At 56.8% G+C, this 18,325-nt stretch carries 10 protein-coding genes; all 10 read right to left on the reverse strand.

Going from position 1 to position 18,325, the window contains the following annotated elements; genetic code table 11:
• Positions 1–342 precede the first annotated feature (342 nt).
• The gene (locus tag Dvar_RS40790) at positions 343–810 is read right to left on the reverse strand and encodes an aminoacyl-tRNA deacylase (protein WP_419659200.1); all 468 of its coding nucleotides are present in this window, start codon (positions 808–810) and stop codon (positions 343–345) included.
• Positions 811–1,218: 408 nt separating this feature from the next.
• The gene (gene glnT / locus Dvar_RS40795; protein ID WP_419659201.1) at positions 1,219–2,631 is read right to left on the reverse strand and encodes a type III glutamate--ammonia ligase; all 1,413 of its coding nucleotides are present in this window, start codon (positions 2,629–2,631) and stop codon (positions 1,219–1,221) included.
• A gap of 95 nt (positions 2,632–2,726) precedes the next feature.
• Positions 2,727–5,804: a glutamate synthase-related protein gene (locus Dvar_RS40800; RefSeq protein ID WP_419659202.1), complete on the reverse strand. Its 3,078-nt coding sequence runs from the start codon at positions 5,802–5,804 to the stop codon at positions 2,727–2,729.
• A 220-nt stretch (positions 5,805–6,024) separates the two neighbouring features.
• Positions 6,025–6,939, reverse strand: a complete 915-nt coding sequence (locus Dvar_RS40805) for an amidophosphoribosyltransferase (RefSeq protein WP_419659203.1) — start codon at positions 6,937–6,939, stop codon at positions 6,025–6,027.
• 225 nt (positions 6,940–7,164) lie between these two features.
• Positions 7,165–7,785 (reverse strand): helix-turn-helix domain-containing protein, encoded by a 621-nt coding sequence (locus tag Dvar_RS40810; protein WP_419659204.1) that lies wholly within the window; start codon positions 7,783–7,785, stop codon positions 7,165–7,167.
• Between the two features lie 379 nt (positions 7,786–8,164).
• Positions 8,165–9,667: an ammonium transporter gene (locus Dvar_RS40815; protein WP_419659205.1), complete on the reverse strand. Its 1,503-nt coding sequence runs from the start codon at positions 9,665–9,667 to the stop codon at positions 8,165–8,167.
• A 560-nt stretch (positions 9,668–10,227) separates the two neighbouring features.
• Positions 10,228–11,223, reverse strand: a complete 996-nt coding sequence (locus Dvar_RS40820; protein ID WP_419659206.1) for a sensor histidine kinase — start codon at positions 11,221–11,223, stop codon at positions 10,228–10,230.
• Positions 11,224–11,244: 21 nt separating this feature from the next.
• Entirely contained in the window at positions 11,245–11,421 is a 177-nt protein-coding gene (locus Dvar_RS40825; RefSeq protein WP_419659207.1) for a hypothetical protein, read from the reverse strand.
• Between the two features lie 333 nt (positions 11,422–11,754).
• Positions 11,755–13,215 carry a glutamate synthase subunit beta gene (locus Dvar_RS40830; RefSeq protein ID WP_419659208.1) on the reverse strand — a complete coding sequence of 487 codons (1,461 nt, stop codon included), beginning with the start codon at positions 13,213–13,215 and terminating at the stop codon, positions 11,755–11,757.
• A gap of 238 nt (positions 13,216–13,453) precedes the next feature.
• Entirely contained in the window at positions 13,454–17,992 is a 4,539-nt protein-coding gene (gltB, locus tag Dvar_RS40835) for a glutamate synthase large subunit (protein WP_419664234.1), read from the reverse strand.
• Between the last annotated feature and the right edge of the window lie 333 nt (positions 17,993–18,325).

Consider the following 18,325-nt stretch of genomic DNA (forward strand, 5'->3'; position numbering starts at 1 on the left):
GGGGTTATGCTACGGCTGTTTAAAAATTGGAATTATATGGGTGATGGGTGATGGGTGATGGGTGATGGGTGATGGGTGATGGGTGATGGGTGATGGGTGATGGGTGATGGGTGATGCATAAAACTTGGAATCTTTTATGTCCACTATTTTTTGCTAATCGCACACCTTGAAAATTTTGATTGGAGAAGCGCTTATAGGTAGTGTTTTCCAGAAATGGTGAATCTCACCCGAGTTCAAGGCGGGCAACAAATTCAAACCGGAGGAATATTTGTAATATTTTGAGGATTTGAGTTTGTTGCCCAACGCCGAAATCGGGTGAGAGGCGCCGTTTCTGAACAAACACTATTTGGTGATTGGATACACCCTCGCCTTGGCCAATTCAATCAAATCGGCGCTTTTCATTTCAATGGTGCGGGTATTTTTGCCGCTGCCGCAGAATACATGATCCAAAGGCGCCAGGGTCTCGTCGAATACCACGCGGATGTCTTCGCGCACGGGGAACGGACCGACGCCGCCGATCTCGAACCCAAGCTCGGATTCGACCTGCTGCGGAGCGATTGAACGCAGCTCCTTGCGCTTGACCCCCATGGCATCGGCCAGCTTTTTATAGTGGATACGAACGTTTCCGGTTACCGCCGCCAGGATCCAGTGGGCGTCCTTGATCCGGAACACGACTGTTTTCAATAGATTATGGGTAAGGTGAGGCACTTTTTGGTGCGCCTCGTCCACGGTGGTGACAGGCGTATGCTCGTGAACGGTGTACGTAAACCCGCTTTCTTTCAACATGTCGATTACTTTGGTGTAGACCATTGTTCACGATCTCTATTCAACATTTTTAATTGGATGCATTCTTAAAAAACGCCGGGCTCGTCATGCCGGACTTGATCCGGCATCCAGAACGAAACTAAGATGCCTGTCTACCAAATTAGATCCTTTTTGAAAAGTCTGGATCAGGCCCGATAACAAGGCGGAAAACGGCTTAAAAGCGGAGCATATATGTAATATGTGAGCATTTTAAGTCGTTTTCCAACGCCGTTAGCGGGTCTTAGACGGGCTTTTCAAAAAGGATCATAGAATAGTGTCTATCCAGAAATAGGAGAATTTGTTCGAGATCAAGGCGCACGAAAAATTTTACCGCAGGCATATGGTTGATATTCCGAGGATAAAATTTTTCGTGTAACGCCGATATCGGGCAAATTGGCCATTTCTGGATGGGCACTATAGCAAGGTCAGATACCGATCCACCTCCCACGGCGTCACATGCTTCATGAATTCTCCCCATTCACCCTTTTTCAATTTGATGTATTCATCGGCAATGGGGCCCAGTCCGGACCGGACCACCTCGTCCGCTTCGAGCGCTTCGATGGCTTCCAGCAGATTCTGGGGCAACAGATGCATACCGCGCTCGCGTCGCTGATCAAAGGAAAGGTTCCAGACATTCTCACCGATAATCGGATCACCAGGATCGATTTTGTTCTTGATGCCGTCCATTCCGGCAGCCATGTGGGCGGCCATGAACAGATAGGGGTTGACCATGGCTGACGGTGAACGATCCTCGACCCGGTTGCTGTCCGGGCAGCGGTAGAGCTGGGTGCGGTTGTTGTCTCCGTAGGACGCGAAAGAGGGCGTCCAGGTGTAACCGGAAGCGGAGGAATAGACAAACTCTCCGCTCTGGATGCGACGATAGCAGTTGATGATCGGGGAACTCACGGCAGTCAGGGCCCGGATGTGTTTGAGCAGACCGCCGATGTAATAAATAGCGGTATCGGAAAGCCCCAGGCCTTTGCTGTCACTGCCATCACCATTGGCTGGAAACAGGTTCCGGGCCGTCTGGGCGTCGGCGATGTGAAAATGAAAATGAGCCCCGGAGCCGGTCTTGTCGTCAAACGGCTTGGCCAGAAACGTGGCCGTGGCGCCATATTTGGCAGCGGTCTGTCCGGCCAGCATGCGAAATCGGACCAGGCGATCGGCCGTGTGCAGGGCGTTAGTCCAGCCGAAATTGATCTCATATTGCCCGTTGGCATCTTCGTGATCGCTCTGGTAAATGCCAAACCCCATTTGGTTGCCGAAACGGATGATATCCTGCAGGTAGTCCATGGTCTGGCACATGCCTTTGAAGTCGTAGCAGGGTTTGGCCAGGACATCGACGCCCTGGGGATCCCAGGCCCGGATGCGCCCATCAGGACCTTTGTCCACGAGAAAATGCTCAGGCTCGAATCCTCCGTTGAGCAGGTAACCCTCGGTGGCCAACAGATCCATCATGCGTTGCAGATTGTTTCGCGGGCAATAAGGCCAGGGCTCGTTGTCAACGTAAAGATCGCAACTGGCGATGGCCACGTTCTGCTTCCAGGGCAGCTGACAGAAGGTGTCCAAATCAGCCCGGGCCATCAGGTCATGGCTCTCCGGGCCCTGTCCCATGCCCCACACGGCACCGCCGGCAAATCCAGCGCCGTCTTCGACGATATCATCGAAACACTCGACCGGCACCTGCTTGACCTTGGGACTGCCGTGGATGTCCACAAATTGGGCCAGGATGAATTCAATGCCCTGCGCTTCCAACTGCTTGCGGACGACTTCGCGTTTTTCTACATCAGTACCGGCCTCGCCTTTCATCGCAACGATTTGATTCATTTTCTCATTCCCCTTTAAAAACAGTGGTAAATCAGTATCGAGTCAACAATTATATCTTAGCGTCTGCTTGAACGCTAGTGTGGTCAAGCTGACGATTAGAATCCTTCCCTTTTTTCTGCCCCTGACGCCAACCCGATCCCCGTCGCCTTGGCCGCGGCAATACTGATGCAACGCATGTCCTCGGGCTCCAGGTTGTGCACACTGGTTTTGCCGGTACACCGGGCAATAATCGCGGTCTCCTGGGAGGTGGCCTGAATCCAGTTCTCCACTGCAGCGGCAATCTGGTCGGGCTGGGTATCGTCGGCAAACACCATACGCCCGTCCTCGATCACACCGCCCATGGCCAGTGCGGGTGCCACGCTGAACAGGGCCGCATGGCAGTTGATGGCCAGGGCCTTGGCCACGTCTGTTCCCGAGCGTATGCCGCCGAAGCTGATCAGGGCGATCTCTTCTTCCCTGCCCATCTGACGAAGCAGGGCAATGGTATCGCGCCAGAGGGTCAGGTCCGGTGCGCCCTGCAATTCAGCCCATGGTGTTGCAATCCCGGCGGTTCCATCCAGCACCAGAAAATCCAGCTCGTTTTCCAGGGCGAAGGGAAGAACAGTGCATACGGTGTTAGCTGACACGGTGATCCCCAGCAATTGATCGTCCCACCGGCGCCTGATGGTTTTCTGTGAGAGGTTGCCATCGCCGCTGAAGATCAGCCCATCCGCCGTCATATCGGGCTCATCTCCATCTTGGATCAATTGCAGCCATTTGACCCTTTTTGCATCGGGCGCTTTTTCATCTTCCCGCACCAGCGGTCGTCGGCCCACATACCCGCATCCTTTGGCAGCCAGACCCGCTGCCAGTCCCTGGCGAACCGGTTCGGGCGCATCGTCAAAACCGGTGATCAGAAAGGGCTCCGCCAATGTCAGGCACGGAATCTCGTCCGGGCGCCGGCCGATTTCCATCCAGCGGCTAATGGCGGTGCTCGTGCTGCAAGCTTCTCGGTAGGGATCAATGACTAAGCGGGTCAGTGCGGCCGATAGAAACACCACGTCGTCCAGGCTGGCGGCACGCGACTCCGGAAAGGGGTTGTCACGCGGCACCAGCAGGCTGTCCAATAACCGTTTTTGGGTGGGGGTATCGTGGGCCTCGATGGCGGCCATTTCCCGAATGGCGCGGCGGTCGCGGCGGGTGAAGTTGGCCGACCCGGTTTCACGATTGCTTTTTGAATCGATGGCGGGCGAAGCCAACAACTGCTCACGATATTCCGGGCAGTACGGCAGGCGGGTCAGCGCGGCCGCTTCCGGGGTCAGGGCCACCAGGTCATCGCGCGACAGCTGGCGGATATCATTGTATCCCAGCGCAGTGGCAATGGCGGAGAGCTGCCAGCGGATGGATTCCAGGTAGGCGTGCATTTTAAGCGCCACCTTGCGAACATCCAGGTTGCGGGTCAAAGACTCGTTCTGGGTCGCCATACCGATGGGACAGTTTCCGGAACTGCATTCCATGCAGCCGGTGCATCCGCCGGCAACCAACATGCCGGTGCCTATCGCGACAGCCGATGCGCCCAAAGCAATGGCCTTGGCCACGTCGATGCCGTCTTGAATCCCACCCATGAGTACAATGGGCAGCTGTCCGCCGGCATCGATCTCCTCCAGGCCGTCTACAGCTTCCATCAGCGCGGCCATGGAGGGGATGCCCACATATTCGGCCACCTCGTCACCAGCCGCACCGGTTCCGCCCTGAGAACCGTCCAGGGCAATGAAATCCAGCCCGTCCTTGTAGGCAATCTTGACATCATCGCGAGTGCGGCCACCGCCGAGTTTGAGGCTGACCGGCAGGCGGCCCCCCACCGCTTCCTTGAATTCCTGGACTTTCATGATCAGATCGTCACCGCCCAGGATGTCCGGATGCCGCGAGGGAGAACGCAGGTCCATGCCGGCGGGAATGCCGCGCATGGCGGCAATTTCCTCGGTCAGTTTGGATGCCATCAACTGGCCGCCGAGGCCTGGTTTGGCCCCCTGGGAAATGTAAAGCTCAAGCGCGTCGGCGCGTTTCATGTCATGGATGTTCCACCCCAGGCGGCCCGACAGACACTGGGCGATCAACTGCCGCGCCTCGGCTCGTTCCACCGAGTACATTCCGCCCTCACCGGTATTGTCGGCAATGCCGGAAAGGTGAGAGGCCAGGCCCAGGGCCTGTTTCATGCCTGCGCTCAGCGCGCCATAACTCATGGGGGCGATCATCACCGGCATGCTCAGGTCAATGGCCCGCGCCCCGTGGCGATCACCGATCAATGTTCTCAGGCTTACCGAGGGAAAATCCTGGACATCCGCCAGGGCCCTGGCAATGTCCGTTTTGAATGCCAGATCCCCAAAATGCGGGACATGGCGGGTCGTGCCATAGCCGCGGATACGATAGCGACCGATGTCGCTTTTTACCCGGATGTCCTGCTGAACCTTCTCATTCCAGTACGGTGTGGCCGAACCGGAAAAGACCGTAAAAGGCATCCGTGTGGTCTTGGGTTCCGGCTTGCCGTATTTGAGATCGTTGCCGGCGCTGACGACCTTTTTGAAGGTACCGTTAAAGTCAATTCCGTATCGCTCCAGAAAGGCCCGGATGGATTCGATGTCCGCACCAGTGGCGTCAACCACCATGGCATCGCATCCCAAAGAGTCGATGGCGCCGCCCACGAATATCTCACCACCGGCCATGTTCTCACCCACACGTTCGCCAGAGTCACCCAGGATAATCAACCGGCCGCCGTACATCATATAGCCGGCCATGAAACTGGCGTTACCCGCGCAGCACAGGGTGCCTTTTTTCATCACCTGACCGGCGCGGCTGCCCATGTTGCCCTTGATGACAATCTCGCCGCCCCGCAGGGCTTCACCGGCAATGGCGCCGGCGTTGCCGTCGACAATAATCGAGCCGGACAGCATGTTGTCGCCCACGCCCCAGCTGACGTTTTTCTGTACATGGATGCGCGGGCTGTCGCTGAGACCGCCGCAAAAGTATCCGGCCGATCCGCAGATTTCGATGGCAATGGGGTTGGTCAGACCGGCAGCCAGATAATGTTTGGCGTCGGGATTGAGAATAGTGATGTCCTGGTGAATGGCACCATAGCCTTTGATGACCTCGTTGGCCGTCTTCATCGGCATGATGGAAAGATCGATTGTCGCCATTTTATTTACTTTCTTTTGTCAATATGTTCTGGAAGCCGGATCAAGTCCGGCATGACGAGTCCTGCTCTTTTTAGTAGAAGTGTCCGTCCAGAAATCGGGCAATTGGGTCGAGATCAAGGCTTTCGAAAAATTTTACCACAGGCATATGGTTGATATTCCGAGGATAAAATTTTTCGTATAACGCCGATATCGAGCCAATTGGCCATTTATGGATGGGCACTTAGTTTCGGGTCCAGAGTCCATAGGTCAACGGCGCCGGCTCGCTCGTCTCCAATGCTTTTCCCGGAAAAAGCCGGTTAAGCCCGACTTCTTCCGATGAGATGGCAATCAAGTCCTCATCTTCGTATTTAACCATGGGCTTGGCGGCCAGCTTGTCCTTGGCGTAGCCAATGGCGTTTTGGGTGGCCACCAGGTAAGAAAAGGTCCCGTCCAGGTCTTCCAGACTGCTGGCCAAAGATTCTTCCAGAGAGATACTGCGGCTCATCTGGTAGGCCAGATACACGGCGATCAACTCGGTGTCATTCTCGGTCTGGAAATGCATCCCTTTTCTCTCCAGGCGGCGGCGCATGATCCAGTAGTTGGTGATCTGTCCATTGTGCACCGTAGCCACGTCGGGAAACCCGCAGGCCCAGAACGGATGCGAGGTGTCGGCATGAACGCCGGATTCGGTGGCCAACCGGATGTGGGCAATGCCGTGGTTGCCGTCAAATTTCGCAATGTCGTATTTCTGGGACAGCCCCATGGGTTGTCCCACGTCTTTGATGATATCCAGGCTGGTTCCGATGGAGACCAGTTTGGTTACCCCTTCAAGGGCGCGGGTCAGTTCCAGTACGCTGCCACCATAGGCGGCAACCACCTGATATGTGCATCCAAGGGTTTGCTCCTTTTGAATATCCACACTTTGCGCCGCCAACCGCTCGCGGATAGAGCGAATTTCTTCTTCCCGGGACCCATTGTCGGAGATGAAAAACCGCATGTGCAGCAGATCGCCCATAGGCTCGTGATAAAGGGCCCAGCCGGCCGAGTCCGGACCGCGATGCAAGGTGGCGTCCAGCATGGCGGTCAGGGCCTGGCCCGTGGTCATGTTTAAATTTCGTTTTCCATTTTTGAACAAAAGTCCTGCAATTGCACACATGGTGCACTCCTTTGCATTGAGATCTAAATCCCCCATTGGCGCTGTGGGCAAACGGCGTTCGCCATAGGCAGGCCCGCATGGGGGCAGTGGTTAAGACGGATTTTTTAAAACCGTTTCAATAAGGGCTCGGTGTCGGTTGGGCGAAACGGTCGGGCACGGGGGCCTTTTCGTATGCCAACACGGGCAGGCACGCAGGCCTAAAAGGGCAGGCACACAGGCCTGCCCCTACGACACCTCCGAAAACCGAGGAGAAACGATGACGGACAGGAATTTGATCGGCAGTTGGATCAACTCTTCGGGACCGTGGGTGGTTTCCGCATCAAAAAAGAGCGAGTCCCCCGGTTCCAGCATGTAGGATTTGTCACCATGCAGATAGAGCAGTTTTCCCTCCAACATATAGATGAACTCCATGCCTGTATGCTGGAACAATGGGAAAACCTCCGATTCGACGGTCAGCGTGATCAGATACGGTTCAACGGAAATGGATTTGCCCACACTGTGCCCGAGCAGCTGGTACTCATGTCCGGCACGGGTGCCCCGCCGCTCGATGACCAGCCCCTTGCCCGCCTTTACAAAACTGGCGTTGCGCCGTTCTTCGAACTTTCGAAAAAAGGCGGTCACCGGAATGTTCAGGGCATCCGACAGGGACTGCAAGGTGGACAGCGATGGTGAGGCGTTGCCATTTTCAATTTTGGACAGCATGCCGATGGACAGGTTGGCCAGGCTTGCCAGTTCGGCAATCGTCAGGTCCATTTTCTTGCGAAAACTTCGGATCTGGCTGCCGATAGCAATTTCCAGTTTATTGTCTGGCCCGGAGCGATTTGAATGGTTGTTCCGCTTTTTCATGCGCTGCCCGTCTCACCCACTGTCGGTTGTGTATCCCTTGTGCTGACGCGTTTTGCTCAATCGTTGTAGAATCGATGTTTTCAATTAACAGGTAACCCAAACGCCGTCAATTCTCCTGCATGTCTTCCGATTTTTCTCCTTTTTCTCCCCGATGGAGGACATCTATATCGCCACCCACCGGATTTTCTCATTAAAAGAATATAATTTTATTCTGATGAAAATTATTAACCATACGTCCCCCTTCCGGCATGCAACAATCCGGTTGATTCAAATGGTTGACCCGGATCCTTCGTTCTCAAAAAGAGTTCGTGGGCCGGGGGAGAGAATGACCCGGCCCACGTGGATTGCCTACAAAGCCTGCAGCAGCCGGAAGCAGGCTTTACGGCGCCATATTGTGTTGCGGAAAGGCCGTGTAGGCCGCTCCGCCGTGCTCACCAATGTCGAGGCCTTCTTCTTCTTCTTTCTCGGTTACCCGCAAACCGATGGTGTATTTGATAGCCAGAAAGAGCACCAGGCCGGTGCCGAAGGCCCACACAAAGCCCGCACCGATACCGATCAATTGAGCAAACAGGACCTTCATGCTGAACGCTTCAACGCCGAAAAAGGCATAGGCCAGTGTGCCCCAGGCCCCACAGACGCCATGCACGCTAATACAGCCGACCGGATCATCGATCTTCAGGGTTCGCTCGATGAAAATGACGCTGAACACAACCAGTACGCCGGCAACGATACCGATGATAAATGCACCGGTGGGTGTCACCACATCCACGGCCGTACAGATGGCCACCATGCCAGCCAGAAATCCGTTGACGGTCATGCCCACATCCGGTTTCCCGATATACATCCAGATGGCGATGATGGCGCCAATCCCACCGGCGGCACCGGCGATGTTGGTCATCACCGCAATGCGGGCCAGGTTGCCGTCAAAGGTTGTCGTGCTGCCCGGATTGAAACCAAACCAGCCCAGCCACAGGATGAAGCCGCCAATGACGGCGAAAGGCAGGTTATGACCGGGAATCGCCCGCGGGGTTCCATCGGGTGCAAACTTGCCGATACGCGGACCGATGACCAGGGCACCGGCCAGGGCGATCCAGCCACCAATGGAATGCACCACGGTGGAGCCGGCAAAATCGTAGAACCCCACGCCCAGCACACCTTCCAGCCAGCCATTGCCATCCAGCAGGCTGCCCCAGGCCCAACCCCCGAACACCGGGTAGATGAAGGCGCAGATCACGACGCTGTATGCCAGATAACCGGTGAATTTGGTGCGTTCGGCCATCCCGCCGGAGACGATGGTGGCCGTGGTGGCGGCAAACACACACTGGAACAGCCAGAAGGCAAACCCCCACTGGGTGGCCGAGGTGTTGCCCAGCCAGAACAGGGATTCGTCAGGCCCGGCAAACATGAGATGAAAACCAACGGCCAGAAAGGCGATGGTACCGATACAAAAGTCCATGATGTTCTTCATCATGATATTGACCGCGTTTTTCGCACGGGTGAAACCCGCCTCCACCATGGCAAATCCGGCCTGCATGATGAAAACCAGAAAAGCGGCGATGCAGGTCCAGAGTACATCGCCACGGTATTGCAATATTTCGATGTCGGTCAGGTAGCGCAGCACCGTGTAGCTCTTTGTGGTGCCGTCCACCGCCACCTCGATTTCTTCTTCAATGGGAGAGGTTTCATCACGGTAGGCACCGGAAACCGGTAATTCTTTGGCAATTTCCGCCTGGGTCTTATCTTGGAACAACTCAGGCGGAAAGGCTGACAGCGCCACATCATCGGGTGCCGGCTCGGCAGCACCCACCGGAAAAAAGCCTCCCCAGGCAGCGGTGAGAAAAACAACCATAAAAACCCATAAACAGTTCCGCTTAACGTTCATTTTCAATCTCCTTTGATAGTTCTGATGTAACAGCCGAGCCATCGTTGAAACTCAACATTGCCCAAGATCGTTTCTTTCCAAAGCGCCATGGTCGCTCTTTGATTTTTACTGAAGCATGCCATCCAGCGCACACCTCGCAATCACGTTGATGACAATATGAGCAAAAGGTGTTCCATTTGCTCCGGCATTTTTCGATAGCGGCGGGAAACACCGCATTTACAATGAAAAAATATTTACTCAAATGAAAGTCTGCCCAAACAACACCGGTGAATACCTTACAAAAAAGATACAAAAATGTATTATCTACAAAATAGACTTTCGATAATGTATTTTGAATACGAATTGCCCGGAAAGAAGTGGCAGCATCAATGTTGGTTGGGGCAGGTACCGATAAGGGTGCAGGAAAAAAATAATTACACCAGATTGCGCCGGATTTGCGCCTCGTCTACAAGGCGCATCCGCCGGTGCATATTTGGAATCTGTACCGGTGGATGGAACGCCGTAGACGGGCGCAAGGACAAGTAAGATGGAGTAATTATTTTTTTCCTGCGCCCTTAAACCTATCCGGCAGGAGGCTGGCTGGAACTGTCGACCGGTGGGGTGGACGGCAACGAAGGATGACGGAAGCTGGCGGTCAGCGTGGCGCCCTTGCCAATGCCGTCACTGGTCAGCGTCAGCCAGCCGTTATTGGCATCGATGAATATTTTACAATAATAGAGGCCGATACCCGATGATCCTTTGCTGGTTCGTCCCAATTCAAACACCGTCGCCAATTGATCGGCGGTCAAACCGATACCGGAATCTTGTATGCTAAAGCCGATGCGCTTGCCGTCGTCGAACGTTTCCAGGGTAATGGTCGCTTCGCCGGGATGGTCCTTGTGCGCGTCGATGGCCTCGTAGCTGTTTTTGATCACATTGACCAGCACCTGCATGAGCCGGTTTTTGGCAATCAGGAGTTTGGGCAGACCTGTTTTCAAATTGCGGATCACCCGGACGCCCCTTTTTTCCAGCACGCCCATCTGCATGCGCAAGGCGTCTTCGATTAAAAGGTTGATATCGGCGAGTTCTTTCATCTCCTTGTCGCTTGACGCGTAGGCCTGCTGGAGTGCCAGCGTGTCGGGGACATAGGACAGGGAACGGCCGATCTTGTCGACAACTTCACGCTGACGGTCCGTGCGTTGAGCCATTTCATCGATCAGCGCGCCCATGGTGGCGAAGACCTGTTGGCCACGCGAATCTATCGTCACGTACCGGGACAGATCCGGCGCATAGGCGGATAGCTCCGCATAGCACTTTTCCAGATACACAAGGGATTGCGCGGGTTGGGCGGACTTTAATTTTTCGATTTGTACGCCGGCGGGGGTGATGGCATTGCCGATGTTATGCAGCACCATGGCCGATAATTGCGCCCGGGCGGATTCCATGGCGTTGGTGACCAGTTCCGCCTGGGCTTCTTCCAGCTTACGGGTCCGGTCGGCGACCATCTGTTCGAGCTTGGTCTGGTAGTTTTTCAGCTTTACCGCCGCCGCCTTGGCCGCAGAGATATCGCGGATCATACCGGTGAAAATATGCAGGCCTTACATCTTGATTTCACTGACGGCCAGATCCAGGGGAACAAAGGTCCCGTTCTTGCGCCGTCCCACCACTTCACGGCCCATGCCGATCACCTTGGCCTGACCGGTTTTCAGATAGGCATCGATATAGCTCTGGGAATATCCGAATGGATGGGACGTGGCGCGTTGTTCATTTATCAAACATCAACGGGTGGTTCGCGGCGAAAGCGCTTGACGGGGAGGGTGGGAGGTGGAACGTCGTCTGACATACGGAACAGTCGCGGCCGCTTACACATTGTGGATAAAATGGGAACCGGTAGAACACGAAATGCATCTGTCTGGCACACCAAGAGGGCTATTCATTGTCCCATTTCTTGAAATTACAGTGGCATATATCTGCAATGGTGTCAATGACCGGATGCGTCCGGCCCAGGGCAGGCGCAAGTAAAATCAAAAGCCGGCTGTTCCCGAAAGTGGGGAAATGCCAAATGAAGCAGGTTTAGGTAATTCGTCGTGCTCCTGCCCAGCGTTGCGTTACACCCGCGGCAGGTCACAACACGGTTTTTCCGGCAGGTCGCTTTTTCCCATGAGAAACAAATCCACATGCCGGGCGGTTTCGCGGCCCTCGGAAATGGCCCAGACGACCAGACTCTGGCCACGGCGGGCATCACCGGCGGCAAACACACCGGATTTGGATGTCATCCAATGCGCGTCGGTAGAAAGATTGCCGCGCTCGTCCAGTTTCAAATCCAGTTGGGCCACCACCGTGTCGGATTCAGGACCGACAAATCCCAGGGCCAGCAGCACCAGGTCGGCCGGCCAGACTTTCTCGGAGCCGGGAATCTCGGCGAAACGAACGGGCCGGCCGTTTTCATAGGTCCACGCCACCGACACGGTTTCAAGGGCCGTAACCCTTCCCTTTTCGCCGATGAACCGTTTGGTAAGGATATTCCAGTGGCGGGTGCCGCCCTCTTCATGGCTGCTGCTGGTACGCAGCCGCATGGGCCAATAGGGCCAGGGCTGACTTTCCGGTCGTTCTTCACTCGGCTGGGGCAACAGCTCGAAATTGACCACCGACACCGCCCCCTGGCGATGGCTGGTGCCAATGCAGTCACTGCCCGTGTCACCGCCGCCGATGACAATCACGTTCTTGCCGGCGGCGCTGATGGCTATTTCTTTTGCGTCACCGGCAATCACGCGGTTCTGGCCGGTGAGAAAGTCCATGGCATAATGAACGCCCGGCAGATCGCGTCCCGGAATCGGCAGATCGCGTGGACGGGTGCTGCCCGTGCACAATACCACGGCGTCGAAATCCTTGCACAGGGAGTCGCCGCTGACCTGGTCCCCAACCTGAACGCCGGTAGTGAAAACAATCCCCTCCTGGCGCATGATGGCAAGGCGCCGGTCCAAAACCGATTTTTCCAGCTTGAAATCCGGAATGCCGTAGCGCAGAAGCCCACCCGGCCGCTGATCACGCTCGAACACGGTCACCGTATGGCCGGCGGTGTTGAGCTGTGCAGCGCAAGCCAGGCCCGAGGGGCCGGAACCGACCACGGCCACTGTTTTTCCCGTGCGCCGGGCCGGTGGCCGGGGCTTCACCCACCCGTTGGCAAACGCCTTTTCAATAATGGTCTTCTCAATCTGCTCGATGGTCACCGCCGGGGCATTGATGGAGAGCACACAGGCCTCCTCACAAGGCGCCGGGCAGAGACGGCCGGTAAACTCGGAAAAATTGTTGGTGGCCGAAAGCTGCTTGAAAGCCGCTTCCCAGCGTCCATGGTAGACCTCGTCGTTCCAGTCCGGAATGCGATTGCCCAAGGGGCAGCCGGCATGGCAGGTGGGCACCCCGCAGTCCATGCAGCGGGCCGCCTGCTCACACAAGCTCGCCTCGGGAAAGGGCTGATAGATTTCCTTGAAATCCTTGATCCTTTCTGTCGCCGGTCGTTTTTCGGGCAGCTGCCGGTCGTGCTCCATGAATCCTGTGGGTTTGCCCATCTTTTCGGTCCTCTTTTATCAATATATACGTTTACGGTTATTTACAAAGCTCAAGTTTTAAAGCGCAAACGATTCATAAGACTTTTTTGAAATAGTGTTAAGTGTGAAGTGTTAAGTGTTAAGTAGTGGATCGGATCTATCTTATATCCAAATCGTTAGCATTCCTTCTCTTAACACTTAACACTTTTAACTTAACACTAATCCGCCCTCTGACCTCTGACTTCCGACCTCTACCCTTTCATTCCCCATCCAACCGAGCCAGCGCCGTCTTATACTCCTTGGGCATGACCTTGACGAAACGGGACCGGATCGTCAGCCGGTTTTCAAGAAGCGATCCAGCCACGGCACTGCCGGTAAGCGAGAGGTGTTCCTCGATCAGCCCCACCAACTCGGCTTCATCGTCTGCGCTCACAGGATCCAAATCCACCGATTCACGGTTGCAGTTGAACCGTTTGAACTGGTCGGTTTCATCTTCCAGCACATAGGCGATGCCGCCGCTCATGCCCGCGGCAAAGTTACGTCCCGTGGGGCCCAGCACCACCACGCAGCCACCGGTCATGTACTCGCAACCGTGATCGCCGACCCCTTCCACCACAGCCCAGGCGCCACTGTTGCGCACGCCAAACCGCTCCCCGGCCCGACCACGGATAAAAGCGCGGCCGGACGTTGCCCCATACAGCGCCACATTACCGATAATGATATTCTCCTCGGCCACAAAGGTTGCCGTCTGCGGCGGCCGGACAGCCAGCCGGGCACCGCAAAGCCCTTTGCCGAAGTAGTCGTTGGCATCGCCGGTAACGCGTACCGCAATGCCCGGGGCGCCAAAGGCAAAAAAGCTTTGTCCGGCACTGCCGGTGGCCTCGATCTGAATCGTAGCGTCGGGTAGACCCTTTTCGCCATGCCGCTTGGCGATCTGGTAGCTGAGCCGGGTGCCCACCGTGCGCTGGACATTGGAAAGCGTCAGATCGATCTTCACGGCCTGGCGCCGTTCAAGGGCCGGGGTGGCCTGCCGGATCAGGTCGGCATCGGGAGAATCATCGGCAATGGTTAAATCAGCCTTGGGAATGCAGAAGGCCTCAATATGGGGCGCCGGCTTCGGCTGGTATAAAATGGGCGACAGATCCAGACCGCGGGCCTTCCAATGATCCAGAGCCGGGCCGGCCTTGAGCCGGTCGACCCGGCCAGCCATGTCCGCGATGCTGCGAAATCCCAGTCGGGCCATGATGGCGCGCAAATCCTCGGCCACAAAGCGCATCAACCGCACCAGGTATTCGGGCTTGCCGGCGAATTTTTTTCTCAATTCCGGATCCTGGGTGGCAATACCCACCGGGCAGGTGTTGAGGTGACAGACCCGCATCATGATGCAGCCCAGGGCTACCAGGCTGATGGTGCCAAAGCCAAATTCCTGGGCGCCCAACAGACAGGCCACGGCCACGTCATGGGCGGTTTTGAGCTGGCCGTCACATTCCAGCACCACCCGGTCGCGCAAGCCGTTGTGGATCAAGGTCTGCTGGGTTTCAGAAAGGCCCAGTTCCCAGGGCAGTCCGCCGTAACGAATGGAGGTCAGCGGTGAGGCGCCGGTGCCGCCCACTTCGCCGCTGATCAGAATCACGTCGGCACCGGCCTTGGCCACGCCGGCGGCCACGGTGCCCACGCCCACCTCGGAAACCAGCTTGACATTGATGCGCGCATGGGGGTTGGCGCACTTGAGATCATAGATCAGCTGGGCCAGATCCTCGATAGAGTAGATGTCGTGGTGCGGCGGCGGTGAAATCAACCCCACATAAGGGGTGCTGTGACGGGTCCTGGCAATCCAGGGATAGACTTTTTCGCCGGGCAGTTGCCCGCCCTCACCGGGTTTGGCGCCCTGGGCCATCTTGATCTGCAGTTCCACGGCGCTGGCCAGATAGGTGATGGTCACACCGAACCGGCCCGAGGCGATCTGCTTGATGGCGCTGTTGCGCCAGTCGCCGTTGGCATCACGGACAAACCGGTCCGCATCCTCGCCCCCCTCCCCGCTGTTGCTCCTTCCGCCGATACGGTTCATGGCGATGGCCTGGGTTTCATGGGCCTCCTTGCTGATGGAGCCATAGGACATGGCCCCGGTCTTGAACCGCTTGACGATCTCGGTCCAGGGCTCCACCGTGTCAATGGGAAGGGGGGGGGCGGCCGGCTCGAAATCAAACAGGCCGCGGATCAACCCCTCCTGCCGGTTCATGGCCAGCACTGCATCACTGAACGTGCGCCATGCCGCGGCGTCATCCTGGCGCACGGCCTGCTGCAGGGCGGGGATGGTGGTCGGGTTATACTGGTGCACCTCTCCATCCCGGCGCCACTTGTAGCGTCCGCCCGGATCCAGAAGACTGTCCGCCGGTGCGTCGACGGGCCGATCCACCGCACCGCAGCGAATCCCGATCTCCCGGGCCAGGGCCTTTTCATCCAGGCCCCCGATACGCGACGGTGTACCGGTGAACCAGCGGTCCACAATGGACCGGTTCAGGCCCACGCACTCGAATATCTGGGCGCCTTTGTAGCTTTGCAGGGTGGAGATGCCCATCTTGGACAGGACTTTAAGAATGCCTTTGTCCACGGCGGCGACATATCGCTCGCGAGCGGTTTTGGCGTCAACGCCGTCCAGCCGGTCCTGTGCGGCCAGGCTGTCCACGGTGGCCATGGCCAGCCAGGGCACCACCGCACCGGCGCCGTAACCGATAAGGCAGCAGAAATGATGGATCTCCCTTGCTTCACCGGTCTCGACGATCAGTCCGCACCTAGCGCGCATACCGGTCTTGATCAGGTGATGATGCACGGCGGCAGTGGCCAGCAGCGCCGGTATGGGAGCCTGGCCGTCTGGTGTCTGCCGGTCGGAAAGAATCAGCAGGCGGGCACCGGCCTCCACCTGGTAGACCGCATACTGGCACAGGGATGAAATCGCCTCTTCCAGACCGGCCCCACCGCGCGCCACGGGCCAGCACATGGACAGCTGGGCGGATTGCAGATCCTCGTGATCGGACTGCCGAATCGCATCCAGGTCTTCGGGGGTTAAAATGGGCTGCGGCAGCATCAGCTGGCGGCAGTGCAGCGGTGTCTCGGCAAACAGGTTCTGCTCCCGGCCGATGGGAGCGGCCAGCGAGGTCACCAATTTTTCCCGGATGGCATCCAGGGGCGGGTTGGTCACCTGGGCGAACAGCTGGCGGAAGTAATCGTAAAGCAGACGCGAACGCCGGGAAAGCACGGCAAGCGGGATGTCATCGCCCATGGAACCGGTGGGCTCTGCGCCGCCTACGGCCATGGGTGGCAGAATCAGCTTGAGATCTTCGGCGGAAAACCCGAAGCGCCGCTGCTCGACCAGCAGGCGGTCACCGGTGGGCAGGGGCGAAGGTGTGGCCGGCGGCAAATCCTTCAGGTGCAGCAAGTTCTGCTCCAGCCAGCGGCCGTAAGGCTGGCGGGTGGCCATGGTCTGTTTGATTTCATCATCATGGATAATGCGGCGGTGTTCAAGATCCACCAGAAACATGCGGCCCGGTTCCAGGCGCCCCTTGTGAGCCACATTGGCCGGATCCACCGGCAGCACGCCGGTCTCCGAAGCCATAATCACCCGGCCGTCGCGGGTCACTGTGTAGCGGCTGGGACGCAGGCCGTTGCGATCCAGCACCGCCCCGACCTGAATGCCGTCGGTAAAGGGAATCGCCGCCGGGCCATCCCAGGGTTCCATCAGACAGCCGTGATACGCGTAAAAATCACGCTTGGCCCGGCTCATGGTCGGGTGGTGCTGCCATGCCTCGGGGATCAGCATCATCATGCACTGGGCCAGGGGGCGGCCGGTGGCAAGCAGCAGTTCCAGGGCATTGTCCAGGGAAGCCGAATCGCTTGCACCCGGGGTGCAGACCGGGTTCAGGGCAGCGACTGGTTTGTCACCCGCCGGATCACTGAACAGCGGCGCCCTGGCCTGCATCCAGTTGCGGTTGCCTTTGACGGTATTGATTTCTCCGTTATGGCACAGATAGCGAAAGGGCTGGGCCAGGTCCCAGGAGGGCAGCGTATTGGTACTGTAACGCTGGTGAACCAGGGCCAGGGCGCTGGCCATGGCCGGATGGGCAAGATCCGGATAAAACGGCGTCATCTGGTCGGCCAGCAGCATCCCCTTGTACACCAGGGTACGGGAACTGAGGCTGACCACATGAAACAGGTCATCAGCCTCGCCAAGGTCGCCGCGCACCTGATTCTCTGCGGTTTTGCGCATCAGAAGCAGGCGCCAATCAAACCCCGCCTGGTCACACGGCGCTTTCTTGCCAACAAAAACCATACGAATCATCGGCATCACCCGGCGGGCCAGGTCTCCGATGGCCTCCGGGTGCACCGGTACATCGCGCCAGCCCAGCACATTCAACCCCACCTGGCCGGCAGCGTCAGCAACAATGCGTTCTGCCGTCTGGCGCCGATCCGCATGGGGGGGCAGAAAAACCAGACCGGCCGCATAATCGGATGCCACCGGCAACTGAATCGATGCCTCGCGGGCCGCGATGCGCAAAAATTCATGGGGCATTTGTATCAGAATCCCGGCACCGTCACCGGTGGTCTCATCGCATCCGCAAGCACCGCGGTGAGTCAGATTGACCAGAATCTGCAGGGCATCACCGATCAGCGCATGGCTTTTGCGATTGCGGATGTCGCAGATCATCCCCACACCGCAGGCATCATGGTCGAATGCCGGGTCGTAAAGGCCGGGGGTAGAACGGTGGCGCGTTTTGTCGCCTACATCGCCTGAAGGGGTCATGGTCGGCACCGTATTTTCCTTTGTTAATGTTGATTAGGGCAGGATCGTTAAAGGGTATCCATCCATCAATGGCCACAACTTGACTAAATCCGGATAGACATTAACCAATAAATACGTATTTGTAGTGGAAACCGTCAATGATTTATCGGTATGTCATGCCAGGCATATATCATTATGCGTAGGCAATTTTTTACAAAAATGTATCAATTTTAGCCAAATGAACGCATTTTTGTTATTGACCATAATTTATGCAAATACGATTGACCCTTTACTGTAAACGGTTTAGGGTTTTCCAACATGTTTGCGGCACAATAGATGCATTTGTGGATATAG

The sequence above is a fragment of the Desulfosarcina variabilis str. Montpellier genome (assembly GCF_048565275.1).
Lineage (GTDB): Bacteria > Desulfobacterota > Desulfobacteria > Desulfobacterales > Desulfosarcinaceae > Desulfosarcina > Desulfosarcina variabilis.

Bases quoted from the DNA above. Each gene is read 5' to 3' on its own strand.
- Dvar_RS40820 (WP_419659206.1), bottom strand. From the start codon at position 11,223: ATGATCCGCGATATCTCTGCGGCCAAGGCGGCGGCGGTAAAGCTGAAA.
- Dvar_RS40830 (WP_419659208.1), bottom strand. From the start codon at position 13,215: ATGGGCAAACCCACAGGATTCATGGAGCACGACCGGCAGCTGCCCGAA.
- Dvar_RS40815 (WP_419659205.1), bottom strand. From the start codon at position 9,667: ATGAACGTTAAGCGGAACTGTTTATGGGTTTTTATGGTTGTTTTTCTC.
- Dvar_RS40790 (WP_419659200.1), bottom strand. From the start codon at position 810: ATGGTCTACACCAAAGTAATCGACATGTTGAAAGAAAGCGGGTTTACG.
- glnT (WP_419659201.1), bottom strand. From the start codon at position 2,631: ATGAATCAAATCGTTGCGATGAAAGGCGAGGCCGGTACTGATGTAGAA.
- Dvar_RS40800 (WP_419659202.1), bottom strand. From the start codon at position 5,804: ATGGCGACAATCGATCTTTCCATCATGCCGATGAAGACGGCCAACGAG.
- gltB (WP_419664234.1), bottom strand. From the start codon at position 17,992: ATGACCCCTTCAGGCGATGTAGGCGACAAAACGCGCCACCGTTCTACC.
- Dvar_RS40805 (WP_419659203.1), bottom strand. From the start codon at position 6,939: ATGTGTGCAATTGCAGGACTTTTGTTCAAAAATGGAAAACGAAATTTA.
- Dvar_RS40810 (WP_419659204.1), bottom strand. From the start codon at position 7,785: ATGAAAAAGCGGAACAACCATTCAAATCGCTCCGGGCCAGACAATAAA.